This window comes from Achromobacter deleyi, assembly GCF_016127315.1.
Lineage (GTDB): Bacteria > Pseudomonadota > Gammaproteobacteria > Burkholderiales > Burkholderiaceae_B > Achromobacter > Achromobacter insuavis_A.
Window position 1 is genome coordinate 3,445,683 of record NZ_CP065997.1, and the last position, 17,666, is coordinate 3,463,348.

19 protein-coding genes are annotated in these 17,666 nt (G+C 70.1%); 8 read left to right on the forward strand and 11 right to left on the reverse strand.

Annotated elements, in window-relative coordinates; translation table 11 throughout:
• Positions 1-2 precede the first annotated feature (2 nt).
• Positions 3-908, reverse strand: a complete 906-nt coding sequence (locus I6I07_RS15635) for an ABC transporter permease (RefSeq protein ID WP_198487332.1) — start codon at positions 906-908, stop codon at positions 3-5.
• On the reverse strand, positions 905-1,879 hold the full coding sequence (locus I6I07_RS15640) for an ABC transporter permease (protein ID WP_006390493.1): 975 nt from the start codon (positions 1,877-1,879) through the stop codon (positions 905-907). The genes I6I07_RS15635 and I6I07_RS15640 overlap by 4 nt, the downstream gene beginning before the upstream one ends.
• Before the next feature lie 269 nt (positions 1,880-2,148).
• Here I6I07_RS15640 and I6I07_RS15645 point away from each other — a divergent pair, with 269 nt between their 5' ends.
• Positions 2,149-3,102 (forward strand): LysR family transcriptional regulator, encoded by a 954-nt coding sequence (locus tag I6I07_RS15645; protein ID WP_198487333.1) that lies wholly within the window; start codon positions 2,149-2,151, stop codon positions 3,100-3,102.
• Here the strand turns inward: I6I07_RS15645 and I6I07_RS15650 are convergent.
• A complete protein-coding gene (locus I6I07_RS15650; RefSeq protein WP_198487334.1) occupies positions 3,086-3,781 on the reverse strand; it encodes an SDR family NAD(P)-dependent oxidoreductase in 696 nt (231 codons plus the stop codon). The two genes, I6I07_RS15645 and I6I07_RS15650, sit on opposite strands and share 17 nt — an antisense overlap.
• 136 nt (positions 3,782-3,917) lie before the next feature.
• On the opposite strand from I6I07_RS15650, the gene I6I07_RS15655 reads away from it, so the two are divergent.
• A complete protein-coding gene (locus I6I07_RS15655; protein ID WP_269784343.1) occupies positions 3,918-4,343 on the forward strand; it encodes an organic hydroperoxide resistance protein in 426 nt (141 codons plus the stop codon).
• Between the two features lie 119 nt (positions 4,344-4,462).
• Here I6I07_RS15655 and I6I07_RS15660 read toward each other — a convergent pair whose 3' ends face one another.
• From I6I07_RS15660 to I6I07_RS15670, 3 genes are read right to left on the reverse strand one after another with little or no spacing between them, the layout of a single operon-like run.
• Positions 4,463-5,788 (reverse strand): ATP-binding protein, encoded by a 1,326-nt coding sequence (locus I6I07_RS15660; RefSeq protein WP_198487335.1) that lies wholly within the window; start codon positions 5,786-5,788, stop codon positions 4,463-4,465.
• Positions 5,789-6,526 (reverse strand): response regulator, encoded by a 738-nt coding sequence (locus I6I07_RS15665; protein WP_006390488.1) that lies wholly within the window; start codon positions 6,524-6,526, stop codon positions 5,789-5,791.
• An 8-nt stretch (positions 6,527-6,534) separates the two neighbouring features.
• Positions 6,535-6,696 (reverse strand): hypothetical protein, encoded by a 162-nt coding sequence (locus tag I6I07_RS15670; protein ID WP_162876216.1) that lies wholly within the window; start codon positions 6,694-6,696, stop codon positions 6,535-6,537.
• Positions 6,697-6,878: 182 nt separating this feature from the next.
• Between I6I07_RS15670 and I6I07_RS15675 the strand changes: the two genes are divergently transcribed.
• Both I6I07_RS15675 and I6I07_RS15680 read left to right on the forward strand, forming a co-directional pair.
• Positions 6,879-7,571, forward strand: coding sequence for a cytochrome c biogenesis CcdA family protein (locus tag I6I07_RS15675; protein ID WP_198487336.1), 693 nt, complete (start codon positions 6,879-6,881; stop codon positions 7,569-7,571).
• A gap of 63 nt (positions 7,572-7,634) precedes the next feature.
• Positions 7,635-8,180, forward strand: coding sequence for a thioredoxin family protein (locus I6I07_RS15680; RefSeq protein WP_198487337.1), 546 nt, complete (start codon positions 7,635-7,637; stop codon positions 8,178-8,180).
• 19 nt (positions 8,181-8,199) lie between these two features.
• Here I6I07_RS15680 and I6I07_RS15685 read toward each other — a convergent pair whose 3' ends face one another.
• The 4 genes from I6I07_RS15685 to I6I07_RS15700 all read right to left on the reverse strand — a co-directional run bounded on the left by I6I07_RS15685 (position 8,200) and on the right by I6I07_RS15700 (position 13,579).
• Positions 8,200-9,462 carry an arsenic transporter gene (locus I6I07_RS15685; RefSeq protein WP_198487338.1) on the reverse strand — a complete coding sequence of 421 codons (1,263 nt, stop codon included), beginning with the start codon at positions 9,460-9,462 and terminating at the stop codon, positions 8,200-8,202.
• Between the two features lie 103 nt (positions 9,463-9,565).
• Positions 9,566-10,876, reverse strand: a complete 1,311-nt coding sequence (locus tag I6I07_RS15690; protein WP_198487339.1) for a trypsin-like peptidase domain-containing protein — start codon at positions 10,874-10,876, stop codon at positions 9,566-9,568.
• 106 nt (positions 10,877-10,982) lie between these two features.
• The gene (ggt, locus tag I6I07_RS15695) at positions 10,983-12,578 is read right to left on the reverse strand and encodes a gamma-glutamyltransferase (RefSeq protein ID WP_198487340.1); all 1,596 of its coding nucleotides are present in this window, start codon (positions 12,576-12,578) and stop codon (positions 10,983-10,985) included.
• A 26-nt stretch (positions 12,579-12,604) separates the two neighbouring features.
• Complete coding sequence (locus tag I6I07_RS15700; protein ID WP_198487341.1) at positions 12,605-13,579, reverse strand: Bug family tripartite tricarboxylate transporter substrate binding protein; 975 nt, start codon at positions 13,577-13,579, stop codon at positions 12,605-12,607.
• 234 nt (positions 13,580-13,813) lie between these two features.
• Here I6I07_RS15700 and I6I07_RS15705 point away from each other — a divergent pair, with 234 nt between their 5' ends.
• Positions 13,814-14,470, forward strand: a complete 657-nt coding sequence (locus I6I07_RS15705) for a GntR family transcriptional regulator (RefSeq protein WP_198487342.1) — start codon at positions 13,814-13,816, stop codon at positions 14,468-14,470.
• Between the two features lie 26 nt (positions 14,471-14,496).
• On the opposite strand, the gene I6I07_RS15710 is transcribed toward I6I07_RS15705, so the two are convergent.
• Complete coding sequence (locus I6I07_RS15710) at positions 14,497-15,378, reverse strand: DMT family transporter (protein ID WP_198487543.1); 882 nt, start codon at positions 15,376-15,378, stop codon at positions 14,497-14,499.
• A 50-nt stretch (positions 15,379-15,428) separates the two neighbouring features.
• Here I6I07_RS15710 and I6I07_RS15715 point away from each other — a divergent pair, with 50 nt between their 5' ends.
• The 3 genes from I6I07_RS15715 (at position 15,429) to I6I07_RS15725 (ending at position 17,603) form a co-directional block, all read left to right on the forward strand.
• Entirely contained in the window at positions 15,429-15,998 is a 570-nt protein-coding gene (locus I6I07_RS15715; protein ID WP_198487343.1) for a helix-turn-helix domain-containing protein, read from the forward strand.
• Between the two features lie 160 nt (positions 15,999-16,158).
• Entirely contained in the window at positions 16,159-16,662 is a 504-nt protein-coding gene (locus tag I6I07_RS15720; protein ID WP_198487344.1) for a sigma-70 family RNA polymerase sigma factor, read from the forward strand.
• Positions 16,662-17,603, forward strand: coding sequence for a FecR domain-containing protein (locus I6I07_RS15725; protein WP_198487345.1), 942 nt, complete (start codon positions 16,662-16,664; stop codon positions 17,601-17,603). Before I6I07_RS15720 ends, I6I07_RS15725 begins: the two co-directional genes overlap by 1 nt.
• The last annotated feature ends 63 nt before the right edge of the window (positions 17,604-17,666 follow it).

Consider the following 17,666-nt stretch of genomic DNA (forward strand, 5'->3'; position numbering starts at 1 on the left):
TCCTATTTCTGCAGGCGCGGATTGAGCGCCTCGCGGACGCGGTCGCCCACGATGTTCATGGTGAAGACCACGGTCAGCAGCAGCACGCCGGGGAACACGCTGATCCAGTACAGGCCGGCCAGCATCTGCTGGTAGCCGTTGGCGATCAAGAGGCCCAGCGACGGCTCGGTGACCGGCAGGCCGATGCCCAGGAAGCTGAGCGTGGCCTCGGCGGCGATGGCGTTGGCGGTCTGGATCATGGCGATGACGATGACCGGCGGGATGCAGTTCGGCAGCAGCTGGCTGAATAGCGCGCGCCGGTGGCTCAGCCCCAGGCACAGGGCGGCTTCCATGTATTCCTTGCGCCGCTCGACCACGGCGGTGGCGCGCACCGCGCGGGCGAAGTAGGCCCACTGCACCACCACCAGCGCCAGGATCACCTTGTCCACGCCCTGGCCCAGGATGGCCAGCATCATCAGCGCCACCAGGATGGTCGGAAAGCCCAGCATCAGGTCCACCAGGCGCATGATCAGCGCATCGATGCGGCCGCCGAAATAGGCCGCCGTCAGGCCCAGCACCGTGCCCACGGCCATGGCGAACAGGCCGCTCAGCACGCCCACGGAAAGGCTGGTGCGCAGGCCATACATCATGGCCGACAGCATGTCGCGGCCCTGGGCGTCGGTGCCGGCCCAGTAGATGTCGCCATAGATGCCCTGGCTGCCCGGCGGCATGCGGCCGTCCAGGATGGTGATGGCGGCCAGGTCATACGGGTTCTGCGGCGCGATCCACGGCGCCAGCAGCGCGGCCAGCACCAGCAGCAGGAAGAGGATCGCGGCAAGGGTCGCGGGGCGGCTGTCGAGCACGCCGTGCAGCGCCTGGCCGAAGGTGGTGTCGCGGCTGGGCAGCCATTTCTTGGGAAGCAGAGTCATTCGGAGGCTCCCACGCGGACACGGGGATCCAGCACGGAATAGATGATGTCCACCAACAGGTTGAGCACGATGAACATGGTGACCACGATCAGCAGGTAGGCGACCACCACCGGGCGGTCCAGCTTCATGATGCTGTCGATGATGAGCTTGCCCACGCCGGGCCAGGCGAAGATGGTCTCGGTGACGGTGGCGAAGGCGATCAGCGAGCCGAACTCCATGCCGACCACGGTGACGATCGGGATCAGGATGTTCTTGAGCACGTGCATATAGATCACGCGCGATTCGCGCAGGCCCTTGGCGCGGGCGAATTTCACGTAGTCCAGCGGCATCGTTTCGCGCACGCCGCTGCGGGTCAGGCGCACGATCAGCGCGATCTTGAACAGCGCCAGGTTCAGCGCCGGCAGGATCAGGTGGCGGATGCCGTCCCATGACGCCAGGCTGGTGTGGATGCCGAGGATCTCGCCGGTGGGGCCGCGGCCGGTGGACGGCAGCCAGCCCAGCGTCACCGAGAAGATCAGCACCAGCATGATGCCCTGCCAGAAGTTGGGCAGGCTGAATCCCAGGATCGAGCCGGTCATGATGCCGCGGTCCAGCGCCGAATCCGGCTTCAGGCCGGCCACCAGGCCCAGCGGCAGGCCGATGGCCAGCGCCAGCAGCAGCGCCACGCAGGCCAGTTCCAGCGTGGCCGGCAGGCGTTGCAGGATCAGCTGGATGGCAGGCTGGTTGAAGACGAACGAGTTGCCCAGGTCGCCGTGCAGCGCATTGCCGACGAACTTCAGGTACTGCTGGTACAGCGGCAGGTCCAGGCCCAGCGACTGCACCGCCTGCGCGATCTCGGCCTGCGTGGCGTCGGCCGGCACCAGGATCTCGATCGGGTCGCCGATGGCGTAGACGCCGGCGAACACGATCAGCGACGTCAGCGCCAGGATCACCAGGCTCTGGCACAGCCGGCGGATAATGAACGCGGTCATGGCGCCTCGCGGCGACAGGAAGCGGGGAACGGAACGGCGCGCATCGGGGGGCTCCTTGCCGGACAATATCGGCGATATCGCGTATTGATTGCGGATTCATGAATGGCGAGAATCCGGATGGGCGGAATGTTCGATCCATCGCGCCTGGCTGGCAACCGTATGCCAAGCCGGCATACGCCTATGTGAATGACGAGAAATTTGGTGTTAACCCTAGGCCCCGCGCATCGATACGCCGCGCGGAGCCGGTATTGCGGACCGCGCGGAACAGGATGAATTTCAAGCAGCTCGAGGCCTTCCTCGCCTTCATGACCACCGGTTCGACCATCGAGGCCGCGCAGCGGCTGGGCTCGTCGCAGCCGGCCGTCAGCCGCCTGCTGAGCCAGTTCGAGACCGACCTGGGCGTGCCGCTGTTCGTGCGCCGCAAGGGCCGCCTGCATCCCACGGCCGAGGCCGAGTCGCTGCTGCCTGACGTGCAGAACATGATCTCGGACGCCGAATCGCTGCAGCGCCACGTCAACCAGCTGCGGCTGGGCGGGCAGCGGCGCACGCTGATCCGCGTGCAGCTGCCGAGCACGGTGGCGCAATCGGTCATGCCGGCGGTGGCCGACGCCTTCCTGGCGGACCATCCCGAGGTGGCGCTGGAAGTGCTGGTGGGCACCTACGAGACCAGCGAGGTCGCGGTGCTGGGGCGCGAGGCCGACCTGGCGCTGGTGCGTTCGCCGCCCGTGAATTCGGGCCTGTCGATGCTGCTGCGGCTGGCCACCGAGGCGGTCTGCATCATGCCGCCGGGGCATCCGCTGCAGGCGCTCGATGAGATCGGCCCGGCCGACCTCATCGGCGTCGACCTGGTGCTGCTGGGGCGGCAGCGCTCGCTGCGCCAGCAGATCGACCAGGCCTTCCGCCAGGGCCGCATGATGCCGCAGATCAAGGCCGAAGTGCACTCGGTGGAAATGGCCTGCCGGCTGGCGGCGCAGGGCATCGGCGTGTCGATCGTCAACGGCCTGTTCGCGGCGCTGTGCCAGGACATGGGCATCGTGCGTCGGCCGTTCCGGCCGGTCATCGACTATTGCGTGGGCATGGCCACGCTGGCGGGCCAGCCGCCGCATCCGCTGGTGCCCGAACTGATCCAGCGCATCCTCGACGCCATGACCGAACGTGCCGGACCCGGGGCGTTCACGGCGCTGGCGCCCGAGTCCGGCGCGGCGCCTACGGCATCAGCTTGAGCAGCGCGGCGATCAGCGCCCAGCGGCGCGTCACGTAGACGCGCTTCTTGCGCAGGCGGATGGCGGCGGCGATCTGCCGCGCGGCCTTCTCCGGCGATGCCACCCAGAACAGGCCCTGGCCTTGCGCCATGGCGGTGGCGACGAAGCCTGGGCGCACGTCGGTCACCGCGATCGGCAACTGCAGCCGCCGCACCTTCCGCCGCAGCCCGTCCAGGTAGTTCGACACGAACGCCTTGGAAGCGTTGTAGGCCGGCGCCGCGCCGCTGCCGCGCAGCGCCGCGACCGACGAGATGCCCACCAGGTGGCCCTTGCGGTGCAGGATGAAATGCCGCAGCGCGACGTGGGCCATGGCGGCGAAACCCTGCACGTTGACGGCGATGGTGTCGGCTTCCTTGTCCCACTCCAGGTCGGTGTTGATGAACCCCACGCCGGCGCTGATGACGAACAGGTCCAGGCCTTCCATGCGGGCGATCAGGTCGCGCACCGCCTGCGCCGCGCCGTCGTCGCGGGCGATGTCCAGCGCCAGCGTGTGGGCCGGGCGCGGCAATTCGGCCCGCAGGCTGTCGAGCAGTTCGGCGCGGCGGCCCACCAGGCCCAGCACGTAGCCCTCGGCCGACAGCCGCTTGGCCAGTTCGCGGCCGATGCCGGAGGTGGCGCCGATGATGATCGCTCGTTTCATGCGGGGGAGGATTCCATGGGAAGAGGGGGCGGCCGCGGATACAGTACGACGCAAAACCCGCGGGTCGCGGACACAGGCAGGATACAGCGCCTTGGTGCAATCCAGGTTCCCACTTTTTCCGACACCAGGAGCCATCATGTCCCATTCGCTGGAAACCGTGCTGTACACCGCCCACACCCACACCACTGGCGGCCGCGACGGCGCCGGCCGCACCGACGACGGCGCGCTGCTGCTGCCGCTGAGCCCCCCGGGTTCGGGCAGGCCCGGCGCCAATCCCGAGCAGCTGTTCGGCATCGGTTACTCGGCCTGCTTCATCGGCGCGATGCAATTGGCCGGCGCCAAGCTCGGCATCGCCGTGCCGCGCGACGCGTCGGTCGACGCCGAGGTGTCGCTGGGAAAGACCGACGGCGGCACGCGTTACGCGCTGGCGGTCAAGCTGAACATCGCGTTGCCGGGCCTGCCGGCCGAACAGCGGCGCCAGCTGGTCGACACCGCGCACCAGACCTGCCCGTACTCGGGCGCCATCCGCGGCAACATCGACGTGGAACTGGCGATCCTCTGACCCTGCCGGCGCCAGGGGCAACGCCCCGCGATGGCGACATCGCGGGGCGTTTTTCATGCGGTCGGGGAACCGTAGCGGACGGAAGCAGGGCGCGTCGATGCGCCGGCCGGTGCCCAGGCTCAGGCGGCGGGCCGCAGCAGCACTTGCGCTTCCAGGCCGCCGCCCGCGCGGTTGCGCAGCCGCAGTTCGCCGTCGATCACGTCGGCCAGTTGCCGCGCGATCGCCAGGCCCAGGCCGGTGCCGCCGCTGTCGCGGTTGCGCGAGCCTTCGAGCCGGTAGAACGGTTGCAGCACGGCCTGCAATTCGTGCTCGGGAATGCCGGGGCCGCGGTCCAGCACGCGGATCGACACGCCGCGGCCATCGTCGGCCGCGCCGACCTCGACTTCGGCCGCGCCGCCGAATTTCAGCGCGTTGTCGATCAGGTTGCCGAGAATCCGGCGCAGCGCGCGCGGCCGCGTCTGCCACGGGCCGGGGCAGTGTCCTGCCAGCGTCACGGGTTTGCCGATGTCGGTGTAGTCGCACACCAGGCTGTCCAGGAACGCGTCCAGGTCGATGCGCGCGGGTGGCTCGGTGGCCGCGCCGGCGCTGCGCGCATAGGCCAGGCCGTCGCGCACCAGCTGCTCCACTTCCTGCAGATCATGCGCCAGCTTGTCGCGGTCGGCGGATTCGTCCATGAATTCCGACCGCAGCTTCATGCGCGTGATCGGCGTCTGCAGGTCGTGCGAAATGGCGCCCAGGATCTGCATGCGTTCGGCCAGGTGCGCGGCGATGCGGTCCTGCATGGCGTTGAAGGCGGCCGAGGCCTGCGCCACCTCGGCCGGCCCGTCCTCGGCCAGGCGCGGGCTGCGGCGGTCGGGGCTCATCGCGTCGGCGGCGCCGGCCAGCTGCGTCAGCGGCCGGATCGCCAGCCGCACCGCCAGCCAGGCGCACAGGATCAGCAGCGCCAGTTGCGCCAGCAGCACCGCCGGCAGCCACATCGCCAGCGGCATCACGGCCATGTGGATGTCCAGCGTCACCGCCTGGCCGTCGGCCAGCGTGGCGCGCGCCTGGATGTGCTTGGGGTCGTCGCCGACGGTGCCGAAGGCCAGGGGATAGGCGTTGTTCAGGGCCGCCTGGATCGAGTCGCGCACCGCTTCGGCGGCGGGCGTCTGCAACGGCCGGTCGAAGTCGCCGGGGCCGAGCTGGTACTGCCGGTTGCTGGCGCTCAGGCGCGGCAGCCAGGCGGCGCGCTCATCGGCCGGCAGGCGGTTCAGGATCGCCAGCGCCACCACCACGTCGCGCTCCAGGTTGTCGAGCATGACGCTCTTGGCCGACTGGTAGCGCTCGTAGAACTGCAGGCCGAACGACAGCGCGTGCGCCAGCACCAGGCCCACCAGGAAGATCAGGAACAGCCGGCTCGCCAGGGTGCGCGGCCAGCGGCGTAGCGCCGGAACCAGCGTGGCCATCTACGTCGCCTCGGACACGTCGACCTGCGCCGCGAATACATAGCCTTCGCTGCGCACGGTCTTGATGTACATCGGCTCGCGCGCATCCTCGCGCAGCCGCTGGCGCAGGCGGCTCACCAGCAGGTCGATCGAGCGGCCGAAGAAATCGGCGTCGCGCCCCTGCGTCAGGTTCAGCAACTGGTCGCGGTTCAGCACCCGCTGCGGGTGGTCCAGGAACACCCGCAGCAGCCGGTATTCGGCGCCGCTGAGCGACACGATGGTGCCTTCGGCATCCAGCAGGTGGCGCGCGGTGGTGTCCAGCGTCCAGGCGCCGAAGCGCACGGCGCGGCCCGGTTCGGTGACCTGGAAGTTGGGCGGCAGCATGCGGGTGCGGCGCAGGATCGCCTTGATCCGCGCCAGCAGCTCGCGCGCCACGAACGGCTTGACCAGATAGTCGTCGGCGCCCATCTCCAGCCCCAGCACGCGGTCCATGTCCTCGTCGCGCGCGGTCAGCAGCAGGATCGGGGTGCGACGGTGCTTGCCGGCGCGCAGTTCGCGGCACAGCACCAGGCCGTCGTCGCCGGGCATCATGATGTCCAGCACGATCAGATCGACGGTCAGGGTTTCGAGCAGCGCGCGCATCTGCCGGCCGTCGGCGGCCAGGGTGACGTTCAGGCCGTTCTTCTTGAGGAAGTTGCCGGCCAGTTCGCGGATCTCGCGGTCGTCGTCGACGATCAGGATGTGGTCTGGATTATCCATGGCGCATTCTACTCACCGGGCTGGGCGCGGCGGCGCACCTGGCTGTTGACGATCAATTGGCAGGGGCCGGGCTGGACGGCCTCGGCGCCCAGGCCGCCGGCCAGCAGCGCCAGCACGGCCAGCAGGCGCCGCAGGGTGGAACGGGGGCGGGGCAGGGGGACGGTGTTCATGGACAGGCTCCGGCAACAGGTGTCCGGCAGGTTATAGCGCCGCCCGCGCCGCGAAGTGTGTCGTAGTGTATGCAGGGCCGGACACGATACAAAAGCCGGGCAAAAACCCGCTTTCCGGGCACAGGACGGATACCCGGCGCGCGTCCAATGCGGTCATCGAGACACAAACGGACCGCCGCGCCATGACCACCTTCATCGACACCCCCCTCGCCCTGGCCGCCGGCATGCTGACGGTGGCCTCGCCCTGCGTGCTGCCGCTGCTGCCGATCCTGCTGGGCAGCGCGGTCGAGCGCGCCGGCCGGCTGCGGCCCCTCTTCATCGTGCTGGGCTTCGTGGCGGCGTTTTCCGGGCTGGGCATCGCGCTCAGCCTGCTGTCGGGCGCGGTCGAATCGGCGCACGAGGCGGTGCGTTCGGTGTCGGTGGCGGCGCTGGCCCTGTTCGGCCTGGCGCGCATCTGGCCGCAACCCTACGACTGGCTGGCGGCGCGGCTGAGCGGCCCGCTGCAAGGCGTGATCGGCCTGGGTGACAAGGGCGGGTCAGGCAATGCCGGCGGTTTCCCGCTGGGCATGTCGCTGGGCGCCGTCTGGACGCCGTGCGCCGGCCCGGTGCTGGCGTCGATCCTGATCCTGGCCGCCCGCGCCGACGACCTGGCGCATTCCAGCCTGCTGCTGCTGGTCTACGGACTGGGCGCGGGCGTCCCGATGCTGGCCATCGCCTATGGCGGCGGCTTCGCCGCGCGCCGGGTCGGCGCCATCGCCCGCCACGCCGTGCGCCTGCAGCGCGCCTTCGGGGGGCTGCTGGTGGCCTCGGCCATCGCCATCCATTTCCAGTACGACGTCCTGGCCTATGCCTGGATCAGTCGCCTGTTTTCCTGAGCCTTTGTTCCGACCTGACCGTTTTTTCGTGACCCGCTTACACGCAACCTGAAGGAGCGCACCATGCTGTCCATCCGCCTGCCGGCCCGCCGGGCCCTCGTTTCCGCCAAACTGGCCCTGGCCAGCCTGCTGCTCGGCGCCGCCGCGCACGCCGCCGCGCCCGCGCCGGCCCCCGCCCCGGAGTTCACCGGCATCCAGACCTGGCTCAACAGCGAGCCGCTGACCCTGGCCGGCCTGCGCGGCAAGGTGGTGCTGGTCGATTTCTGGACCTACACCTGCATCAATTGCATCAACACCCTGCCGTACGTGAAGCAGTGGAACCAGAAGTACAAGGACCAGGGCCTGGTCGTGGTCGGCGTGCATACGCCGGAATTCCCGTTCGAGCGCACCACCAAGAACGTGGCGGACGCCATCAAGCGTTTCGGCATCGAATATCCGGTGGCGCAGGACAACCAGTACAAGACCTGGGACGCCTACCGCAACCAGTACTGGCCCGCGTTCTATCTGATCGACAAGGGCGGCAACATCGTTTACCGCCACTTCGGCGAGGGACGCTATGCCGAGACCGAGGCCGAGATCCAGCGCCTGCTGGCCCAGCCAGGGGCCTGAGCCGGCCGCGTCGGGCGTTTCAGCCGCCGGCCAGGGCCAGCATCAGCAATGCCCCCAGCAGCGCCGGCGGCATCACCCAGGCGCCCAGCTTGAGAAAGCGCAGCGCGCCGACGTGCTGGCCCTCGCGCCGCACCGCGATCAGCCACAGCAGCGTCGCCAGCGAACCGGTGATCGACAGGTTGGGCCCCAGGTCCACGCCGATCAGCAGGGCGCCGGCGGTCTGCGCCGGCAGGTCGGCGATCTGGCCGACCGAGCCGGCGATCAGGCCCGCCGGCAGGTTGTTGATGAGGTTGCTGGCCAGCGCCGCCACGATGCCGGCGCCCCACAGCGCGCCGCCGGCCGAATCGCTCGCCAGCCGCAGCAATGCCTGGGCCAGCGCGTCGATGGCGCCGCTGCGCGCCAGGCCCTCGACCAGCACGAACAGGCCGGCCACCATCGGCAGCACGCCCCAGGCCACGTGGCGCAGCACCGGCAGCGGGCTGAGCCGCTGCTTCAGGTGGATCAGGGCGGCGGTGGCCAGGCCGGCGATGAAGGTCGGCAGGCCCAGGTCGGCGTGCAGCGCCGAGGCCAGCATCAGCACCGCGGCCGTCAGCAGGATGCCGATGCCGGTCAGGCGCGCGCCCGCGGCCAGCGGCTGCGGCACGATGTCGGTGCGCAGCGGCTCGCGCAGCGCGTCGCGCTGGCTGAAGCGCAGCGCCAGGTAGGTCAGGCCGATGGCCGCCAGCGACGGCAGCGTGAAGCGTTGCAGCCAGTCCAGCAGCGGCGGCATCTGGCTGCCGTAGACCACCAGGTTGGCGGGATTGGAGATCGGCAGCACGAAGCTGGCGGCGTTGGCGATGAAGGCGCAGATGAACAGGTATGGCAGCGGCCGCGCGCCGGCGGCCCGCGCCGCCGCGTACACCGCCGGCGTCAGCACTACGGCGGTGGCGTCATTGGACAGGAACACGGTGACCAGGATGCCCACCAGGAACACCAGGTCGAACAGCCGCCGCGCCGAGCCGCGCGCGTGGCGCGCCGCCACCATCGCCAGCCAGTCGAACAGCCCCTGCTGGCGCGCCAGTTCGGCCAGCACCATCATGCCGATCAGGAACAGGTACACGTCCAGCCCCTTGCCGACCGCGCCCAGCGCCGCCTGCCACGGGATCAGGCCGGTGGCCGTCAGCAATAGCGCGGCGCCGCCGGCCCAGACGTATTCGGGCAGCTTCCAGGGGCGCAGCAGGATGCCGAGGATGGCCAGGGCGGAGATGCCCCACAGGGCGAGGGAAGCGGCGGGAAAGGGCATTGGGGCGATGGCGAGTATCCGGTGCGGGAAGCATTATCGCCGGTTCGGCGTCCGGGCGGCCCGCCAGGGCGAGCCGCCGCGCCCGGGTCCCCGTCGGTGGCGCCTACTGGATCTGCAAGGTGTACATCGCCTGCCCGCGCACCAGCGTCAGCAGCAGCGGCTGCCCGGGCGCCGCGCCGCCCAGCAGGCCGCGCAGGTCGGCCAGCCGGCTGACCGGGCGCTGGTTGACGCCGATGATGATGTCGCCGCGCTGCATCCGCGCGGCCACCGCGCCGCGCTCGGGATAGGTGGCGCTGACCGCCACGCCGTCGTTGCCCTTCAGGCGCTGCTCGCGGCCGATCTCGCTGAACTCCACGCCGTTCAGGCGCGCGTCCAGCGAGCCGCCGTGCAGCCGCTCGTTCTTCTCGGGTTCGATCCGCAGCGTCACGTCCGAGCGCTGGCCGCCGCGCGACAGCGTCAGCCGCACCTGCTTGCCCACCGGCAGCAGGCCCTCGGCGTTGCGCAGCTGGGCGCTGGTGCCGATCGGCTTGCCGTCCAGCGCCAGGATCAGGTCGCGCGCCTGCACACCCGCCTGTTGCGCCGGCGAGCCGTCCGCCACGCGCGCCACCACCACGCCGCTGGCGTTCGGCGCCATGCCCAGCTGGCGCGCGTTGCGCGGCGTGACGTCGATGGTGTCCAGCCCCAGGCCGCCGCGCTGCACCTGGCCGTGCTGCAGCAGCTGGCGCATGACCTCGCCCGCCAGGTTGGACGGAATCGCGAAGCCGATGCCGACGTTGCCGCCCGACGGCGTGTAGATCATGGTGTTGATGCCGACCAGCTCGCCGTTCAGGTTGACCAGCGCGCCGCCCGAGTTGCCGGGGTTGATGGAGGCGTCGGTCTGGATGAAGTTCTGGTAGCCGGCCGCGCGCAGGCTGGAACGCTCCAGCGCCGACACGATGCCGGACGAGGCCGACTGGCCCAGGCCGTAGGGGTCGCCGATGGCGACCACGAAATCGCCCACCCGCAGGTCGCTGGAATCGGACAGGGTCAGGGCCTGCAGCTTGTCGGGCGGAATGCGCAGCACCGCCAGGTCGGTGTCCGGATCGCTGCCGACCACGGTGGCGGTGAAGCTGCGGCCGTCCTGCAGCGACACGCGGATCGAGGCGGCGCCGCGCACCACGTGGTGATTGGTCAGGATGTTGCCCTGGGACGCGTCGACGATCACGCCCGAGCCGATGCTCTGGCGCCCAGGCGCGCGGGCCTGGCCGCCTTCGCCCTGGGCGGAAATGTTGACCACCGCGGGCGTGACGCGCTCCAGCATGGGCGCCAGCGACGGCAGGGGCTGGCCGTCCACGGCCATGGGCAGGGCCGCCTGGGCGCCGGCGGGAAGGGCGAGCGCGGCGGCGAGCGCCACGGCGGACAGGATGCGGTTCATAAGGGCCTTGGGAAGTCTGCGCGGCAGTATCGCCGCGCCCCGCGTCGCCCATATGACCGATCAAGCACCTTTCCGGCGGCGTGTTCCGCCGCCGTGCCCGTCTTTCCTAGAAGCCGACCGCCTGGCCGTCGCGGCGCGAATCGGACGCGGCCACGTAGCCACCGTGCGGCAGCCGGCAGATCAGTTGCGCCGAGCCGAATTCCAGGCTGTCGGCCGGCGCCACCGCCACGTTGTGGCCGCGTTGGCGCAGCGTGTCGACCACGTCGGCGGGCAGGTGCGATTCGACGTTGACCACCGGGCCTTTCTCCACCCGGAAGCGCGGCGCATCGCTCATGGCCTGCGGATTCTGGCCGAAGGCCGCCAGGCGCGTGACCATCTGCAGGTGGCCTTGCGCCTGCATCGAGCCGCCCATCACGCCGAACGACATGACCGGCTCGCCGCCGCGGGTGATGAAAGCGGGGATGATGGTGTGCATCGGCTTCTTGCGCGGGCCGACCTGATTGGCGTGGCCGGGCGTCAGCACGAAGTTCAGGCCGCGGTTGTGCAGGCTGATGCCGGTGCCCGGCACCACCACGCCGGAACCGAAGCCGTGGTAGTTGGACTGGATGAACGACACCATGGTGCCGGCCGCGTCGGCGGCGGTCAGGTAGACCGTGCCGCCGGTGGCGGGCGTGCCGGCCACCGGCACGGCGGCGCGGTCCATCGAGATCAGGCGCGCGCGCTCGGCCAGGTAGGCCGGGTCGAGCAGGGCGCGGGCGTCGGTGCGCATGTGGCGCGGGTCGGCCACGTGCTGGTGCAGGTCGGCGAAGGCCAGTTTCATGGCCTCGATGCTGACGTGGTAGTAATCGGCGCTGTCGCGGCCCATCGATTCCAGGTCGAACTGTTCCAGCATGCCCAGCGCCATCAGCGCCGAGATGCCCTGGCCGCTGGGCGGGATTTCATGCAGCTGGTAGCCGCGGAACGATTGCGAGATCGGCTCGACCCATTCAGGGCGGTGCTGGTCCAGGTCGTCCGCGGTCAGCGCGCCGCCGCTGCGGGCGGCGAAGTCGGCGATCTTGTTGGCCAGCGCGCCGCGGTAGAAGCTGTCGCCGCCGCTTTCGGCGATGTCGCGCAAGGTGCGCGCCTGGTCCGGAAAACGCCACCATTCACCCGCCTGCGGCGCCCGGCCCTGCGGCAGGAAGGCCTCGGCGAAGCCTGGCTCCTGCGCCAGCTTGGGCATCTGCGTGGCCCATTGGCGGGCGATGGTGGGGCTGACCGCGAAGCCGTGCTCGGCGTAGGCGATGGCCGGCTCGAACAACTGCGCGAACGGCAGCTTGCCGAAGCGGTCGGACAGCGCCTTCCAGCCCGCCACCTGGCCAGGCACGGTGACCGTGCCCCAGCCGGTGGCCGGCATCGCCTCGCGGCCGGCGAAGTAGTCCGGCGTCCACGCCGCCGGCGAGCAGCCGCTGGAGTTCAGGCCATGCAGTTTTCCTTCGTGCCAGACCAGCGCGAACATGTCGCCGCCGATGCCGTTCATCACGGGCTCGACCACGGTCAGCGCGATGGCGGTGGCGATGGCGCTGTCCACGGCATTGCCGCCGGCCAGCAGCATGCGCAGCCCGGCCTGCGCCGCCAGCGGCTGGCTGGTCGCGACCGCGTTGGCGGCCAGCACCGGCATTTTTCGGGAAGCGTACGGAAAAGACCAATCGAAGGAAGAAGACATGGTGGCGTGGAAGGTGTCGAAGGAAATTACTGCGGAGTGATGCCGGCCTGGTCGATCAGCTGCTTGGTGCGCGGGATCTCGGCCTTGATGAAGGCGGCGAATTCCTCGCGGCTGCCGCCACGCGGCTCGGCGCCGGCCTCGGCCAGCTTACCGCGCAACGCGGGATCCGCAAGCACCTTGTTGACGGCGCGGTTGAGCTTGTCCAGGATCGGCGCGGGCGTGCCTTCCGGCGCCACCAGGCCGTACCACGGCGCGATGTCGTAGCCGGCGTAGCCCTGCTCGGCGATGGTGGGAATGTCCGGCGCCAGCGCCGAGCGCTGCGAATTGGACATGCCCAGCGCCAGCAGCGCGCCGCTCTTGACCTGCGGCAGGCCGGTCATGATGGTGTCGAAGTACATCGACACCTGGCCGCTCAGCAGCGCCGGAATGGCTTCGCCGGCGCCCTTGTAGGGCACGTGCAGGATGTCGATGCCGGCCACCGACTTGAGCATTTCGCCCGCCATGTGCGAGGTGGTGCCGGTGCCGAACGAGGCGTAGGTCAGCTTGCCCGGATTGGCGCGGGCGTAGGCGATCATCTCGGGCAGCGTCTTGAACGGCTGCTGCGGATTGGCCAGCAGGATGTTGGGCGTGTAGGCCACCATCGACACCAGCGCGAACGCGTCCGGGTCATAGGCCAGGCGTTTCTGCAGGAAGCGGTTGGTGACGATAGCGGCCGGGCCGCCCATCAGCAGCGTGTAGCCGTCGGGCGCCGAGCGCGCCACCGAGGCGCTGCCGATCGCGGCGGCGGCGCCGGGGCGGGCTTCCACCACGAACGGCTGGCCCAGTTCGGTCGACAGCGCCGCGCCCAGCTGGCGCGAGATCAGGTCGGTGGCCGAGCCGGCCTGGAACGGCACCACGATGCGCACCGGATGCTGCGGCCAGTCGGTGGCCTGGGCGCCGGCTTGCGCGGCGAAGGCCAGGGCGGCGACGCCGGCCAGGGCGCGGATGAGACGGAAAGGCATGGATTCCCCTTGAATGCGTAATGTCGACGCGTGGCGTCGGTAAGGCAATGGCGCCGGGCGGGTCTGCTGCCCCTTGCTCTGCCGGCGGACGCACCCGGCCGGCACGCCAGGAGCAGATTTGACGCGAGCGCCGCCGCGCCGGCCATTGGTGTTTGCATCCATGGATTACTGGATCCAATTTGTGTTATTTTTGCGTTTATCTATCATGGCGGCTTTGAAAACCCGGGGACGAGGATGCTGCAGTACCAGAAGACAGCCGTCAGCGCCGAAGAAGAGGCCTACCAGTACCTGCAGCGCGAAATCCGGCTGGGCAACTACCCGCCGGGCCATCGCCTGGTGCCCGAGGTCATCGCCAGCGAGATCGGCACCAGCCGCATGCCGGTGCGCGGCGCGCTGCGCCGGCTCGCCTCCGAGGGCCTGGTCGAGATCCGCGCCAACCGCGGCGCCGTGGTGCGCGGCCTGAACCAGCAGGAAATGCGCGAAGTCTTCGAAATGCGCTCGGTGCTGGAAGGGCTGGCCATGCGCAATGCCGTGCGCAACATGAGCGCCGAGCACATCCGCCGCCTGGCCAACATGCTGGACCAGCTCGAGCAGGGCACGGGCGACTACCTGGACTGGACCAGCGCCCACCGCGACTTCCACGAATACCTTTGCAGCTTCTGTCAGCAGCCGCGCCTGTTGCGGCAGATCTCCGAACTGCATTCCGTGGTCGAGCCCTACATGCGCCTGTGGGCGGCCCAGCCGGGGCGCGTGCTGCGCGTGCGCGAATCGCACCAGGAACTGATCGACGCGCTGCTCACAGGCGACCCCGACCGCTGCGAGGCGGCGATGCGCCAGCACGTGCTGAACACGGTGCCGGCGTTACAGGCTTTCCTGCGGCAGCCCGACTGAAGCCTGCCCGCCCCGCGCGGCGCCGCTCAGGTCTTGCCCAGCGCCGGCTTGGCGCGGCGCTTGAACTTCACTTCGCTGGCCAGGACGCCCGCCACGATCAACGCCGCGCCTACCAGCGCCAGCCCCGGCAGGCGTTCACCGGCCAGCCGGCCGACGATGCCGCCCCACACCGGTTCGCCGGCATAGATTACCGTGGCGCGGGTCGGCGACACCGACTTCTGCGCCCAGTTCATGGTCAGCTGGATCACCGCGCTGGCCAGGCCCAGGCCGATGGCGCCGCCCGCCCACAGCCATGAGAACGCCGGCACCGGCTCGCCCAGCACCGGCATCAGCGCGAACGACACCAGCCCTGCCGTCAGCAGTTGCACCGCCGTGACGCGGCGGCTGTCCACCGAGCTGGCGAAATGGCCGATCAGGATGATCTCGGCGGCAATCGCCACCGCGCCGGCCAGCGTGGCGATCTCGCCGGGGCTGAAATGCAGCGCGCCCGCTTCAGGCCCGGCCAGCAGCACCAGCCCCGTGAACGCCAGCCCCACGCCGACCCAGCTCATCAGGCCGGGCGGACGCTTGAGCACCGCCCACTGCAACAGCGGCACGATCGGCACGTACAACGCGGTGATGAAGGCCGACTGGCTGCTGGTGATGGTGCGCAGGCCATGGGTCTGCAGGTAGTACCCCAGGAACAGCGCGCAGCCGATCGCCACGCCCGCGCCCGTCTCGCGTCGCGTCAGCCCGGCCATGTGTCGCCGGAACAGCAGCATCGACACGGCGCCGGCGATGGTGAAGCGCACCCCCACGAAGAACAGCGGTCCGCTATGCTGCATGGCGATATGGATAATGAGGAAGGTGCTTCCCCACAGCATGGTGACCAGCACCAGGGCGATTTCCTGGCGCGACAAAGCAAACATCGATTCGGGTTTCACGGCGGACTTCACGGCGGATTTCAGGTGTCACTAATTTGAGCAATATACTGCACATTACCAATTCCGACAGCGATGTCCTCACGCACGTCGGGGCCAATCTCAAACGCCACCGCAAATTGGCCGGCCTGAGCCAGGCCGCGCTGGCCGAGGCCTCGGGCATCAGCCGCCGCATGATCGCCGGCCTGGAGGCGGGCGGGGCCAACATCAGCCTGTCCAGCCTCGACAAGCTGGCGCAGGCGCTGGGCGTGGGATTCGTGGACCTGGTGAGCGATCCGGCGCGCGAGCGGCGGCGGATCGAGGCGCGCGCCTGGCGCGGCAAGCGGCCGGGCAGCCAGGCCGTGCTGCTGGGCGCGGCGCCGGCCAGCTGCGAGGCGCAGCTGTGGATCTGGTCGCTCGGGCCGGGCGAGACCTACGTGGCCGAGCCGGACCCAGAGGGCTGGCACGAGATGGTCTACGTCATCGAGGGCACGCTGCGGCTGGACCTGTCGGGCCAGGTGCAGCAGGTGCAGGCCAATGATTTCGCCATCTACAGCAGCGCGCAGCCGTATGCCTATGGCAACGATGCCGACGCGCCGCTGCGCTTCGTGCGCAATGTGCTGCGCTAGGACCGCGCCGGCCGCGCCGGCTTCGGCTTGGCGCGCCAGCAGCGTCGGTTTGCCGCAACGGCCCGAATTTTCCCGCGCCACGACCACCGGTCGGTCGGCTAGAATCGAGAATAATATTCATTCCTAGGCCGCTCGGTTGCATGGGCGTCAAGTGCATCCCATGTCCGATCAGGCTCCCGCTCCCACCCTCGAAGCGCTGTATTGCGATCACCATTCCTGGCTGGTCGGCATGTTGCGCCGCAAGCTCGGCAACGGCGACAGCGCCGCCGACCTGGCCCAGGACACCTTCCTGCGAGTGCTCGCCAACCGCAACGTCGATGCGATCCTGCGCCCGCGCGAGTATCTCGCCACCATCGCCCGCGGCCTGGTCACCGACGCCTACCGCCGCCAGGCCATCGAGCGCGCCTACCTCGAAACCCTGGCGGTGCGCCCCGAGCCGGTCGCCATTTCGCCCGAGACCCGCGCCATCCTGCTGGAAACCGTGCTGGCCATCGACCGCATGCTGGACCAGCTGGGCCCGCGCACCCGCGAGATCTTCCTGCTGGCGCAGTTCGAGGAGTTGACCTACGCGCAAGTCGGCGCGCGCCTGGGCGTCTCCCTCACCACCGTCAAGAAACACATGGTGCGCGCGCTGACGCAATGCCTGCTGCTGGCCGCCGACTGATGGCGCCCGGTCCCGAACTGCTCGAAGCGGCCGCGCACTGGTACGTGGCCTTGCGCGATGCCGACGCCGACGACCCGGCGCGCGCCGCTTGGCGCCGCTGGCTGGACGCCGACGCGCGCCACCGCCAGGCCTGGGCGCGGATGCTGGCCTTACAGGAACGGCTGGGCAGCGTGCCCGGCGACCTGCTGTTGCCGACGCTGCGCGGCGCCCGCCAGCAGCAGCGCCGCCGCTTGCTGGCGCTGGCCCTGCTGGCCGGGGGCGGGGCCTCCTTCGGCTGGTATGCCGCGCCGCCCTGGCGCGTCCTGTCCGCCGGATTGCGCACCGCCACCGGCGAGCGCCGTACCGTCACGCTGCCGGACGGCGGCACCCTGTACCTGAACACGGCGTCCGCCGTCGATATCGACTACGGCCCCGAGCGTCGCGTGCTGCGCCTGCACCAGGGCGAAGTGCTGGTGCAGACCGCGCCCGACCCCGCCGGCCAGCGGCCGTTCGAGGTATGGACCGTGGACGGCAGCGCGCGGGCGCTGGGCACCCGCTACGCCGTGCGGCGCGAGCCCGCCGGCACCCGCGTTGCCGTGTTCCAGGACGCCGTGCTGCTGCGGCCCGCCGATCCGGCGGCGCCGTCGCTGCGGCTGGCGGCCGGCCAGCAGAGCCTGCTGACCGCGCGCGCCGCCGCCGCGCCCGAGCCCGTGATCGCGGGCCAGGCGGACTGGGTCGAGGGCAGGCTGGTCGCCATCGACCAGCCGCTGGGCGACTTCATTGCCGAGCTGGCGCGCTATCGCCAGGGCAGCCTGAGCTGCGATCCGGCGGTGGCGCACCTGCGGCTGTCGGGCGCATTCCGCCTGGCCGACACGGACGCGGCGCTCGAGAACGTGGCCGCATCGCTGCCCGTGGCCCTGCGATACCGCACCCGCTACTGGGTTCGGGTCGTGCCGCGCTGATTTTTTTTCTTCCCCGGGGTTGCTCTTTTTCATTCTCATCCGGCCTACCAGACAGGACCGCCT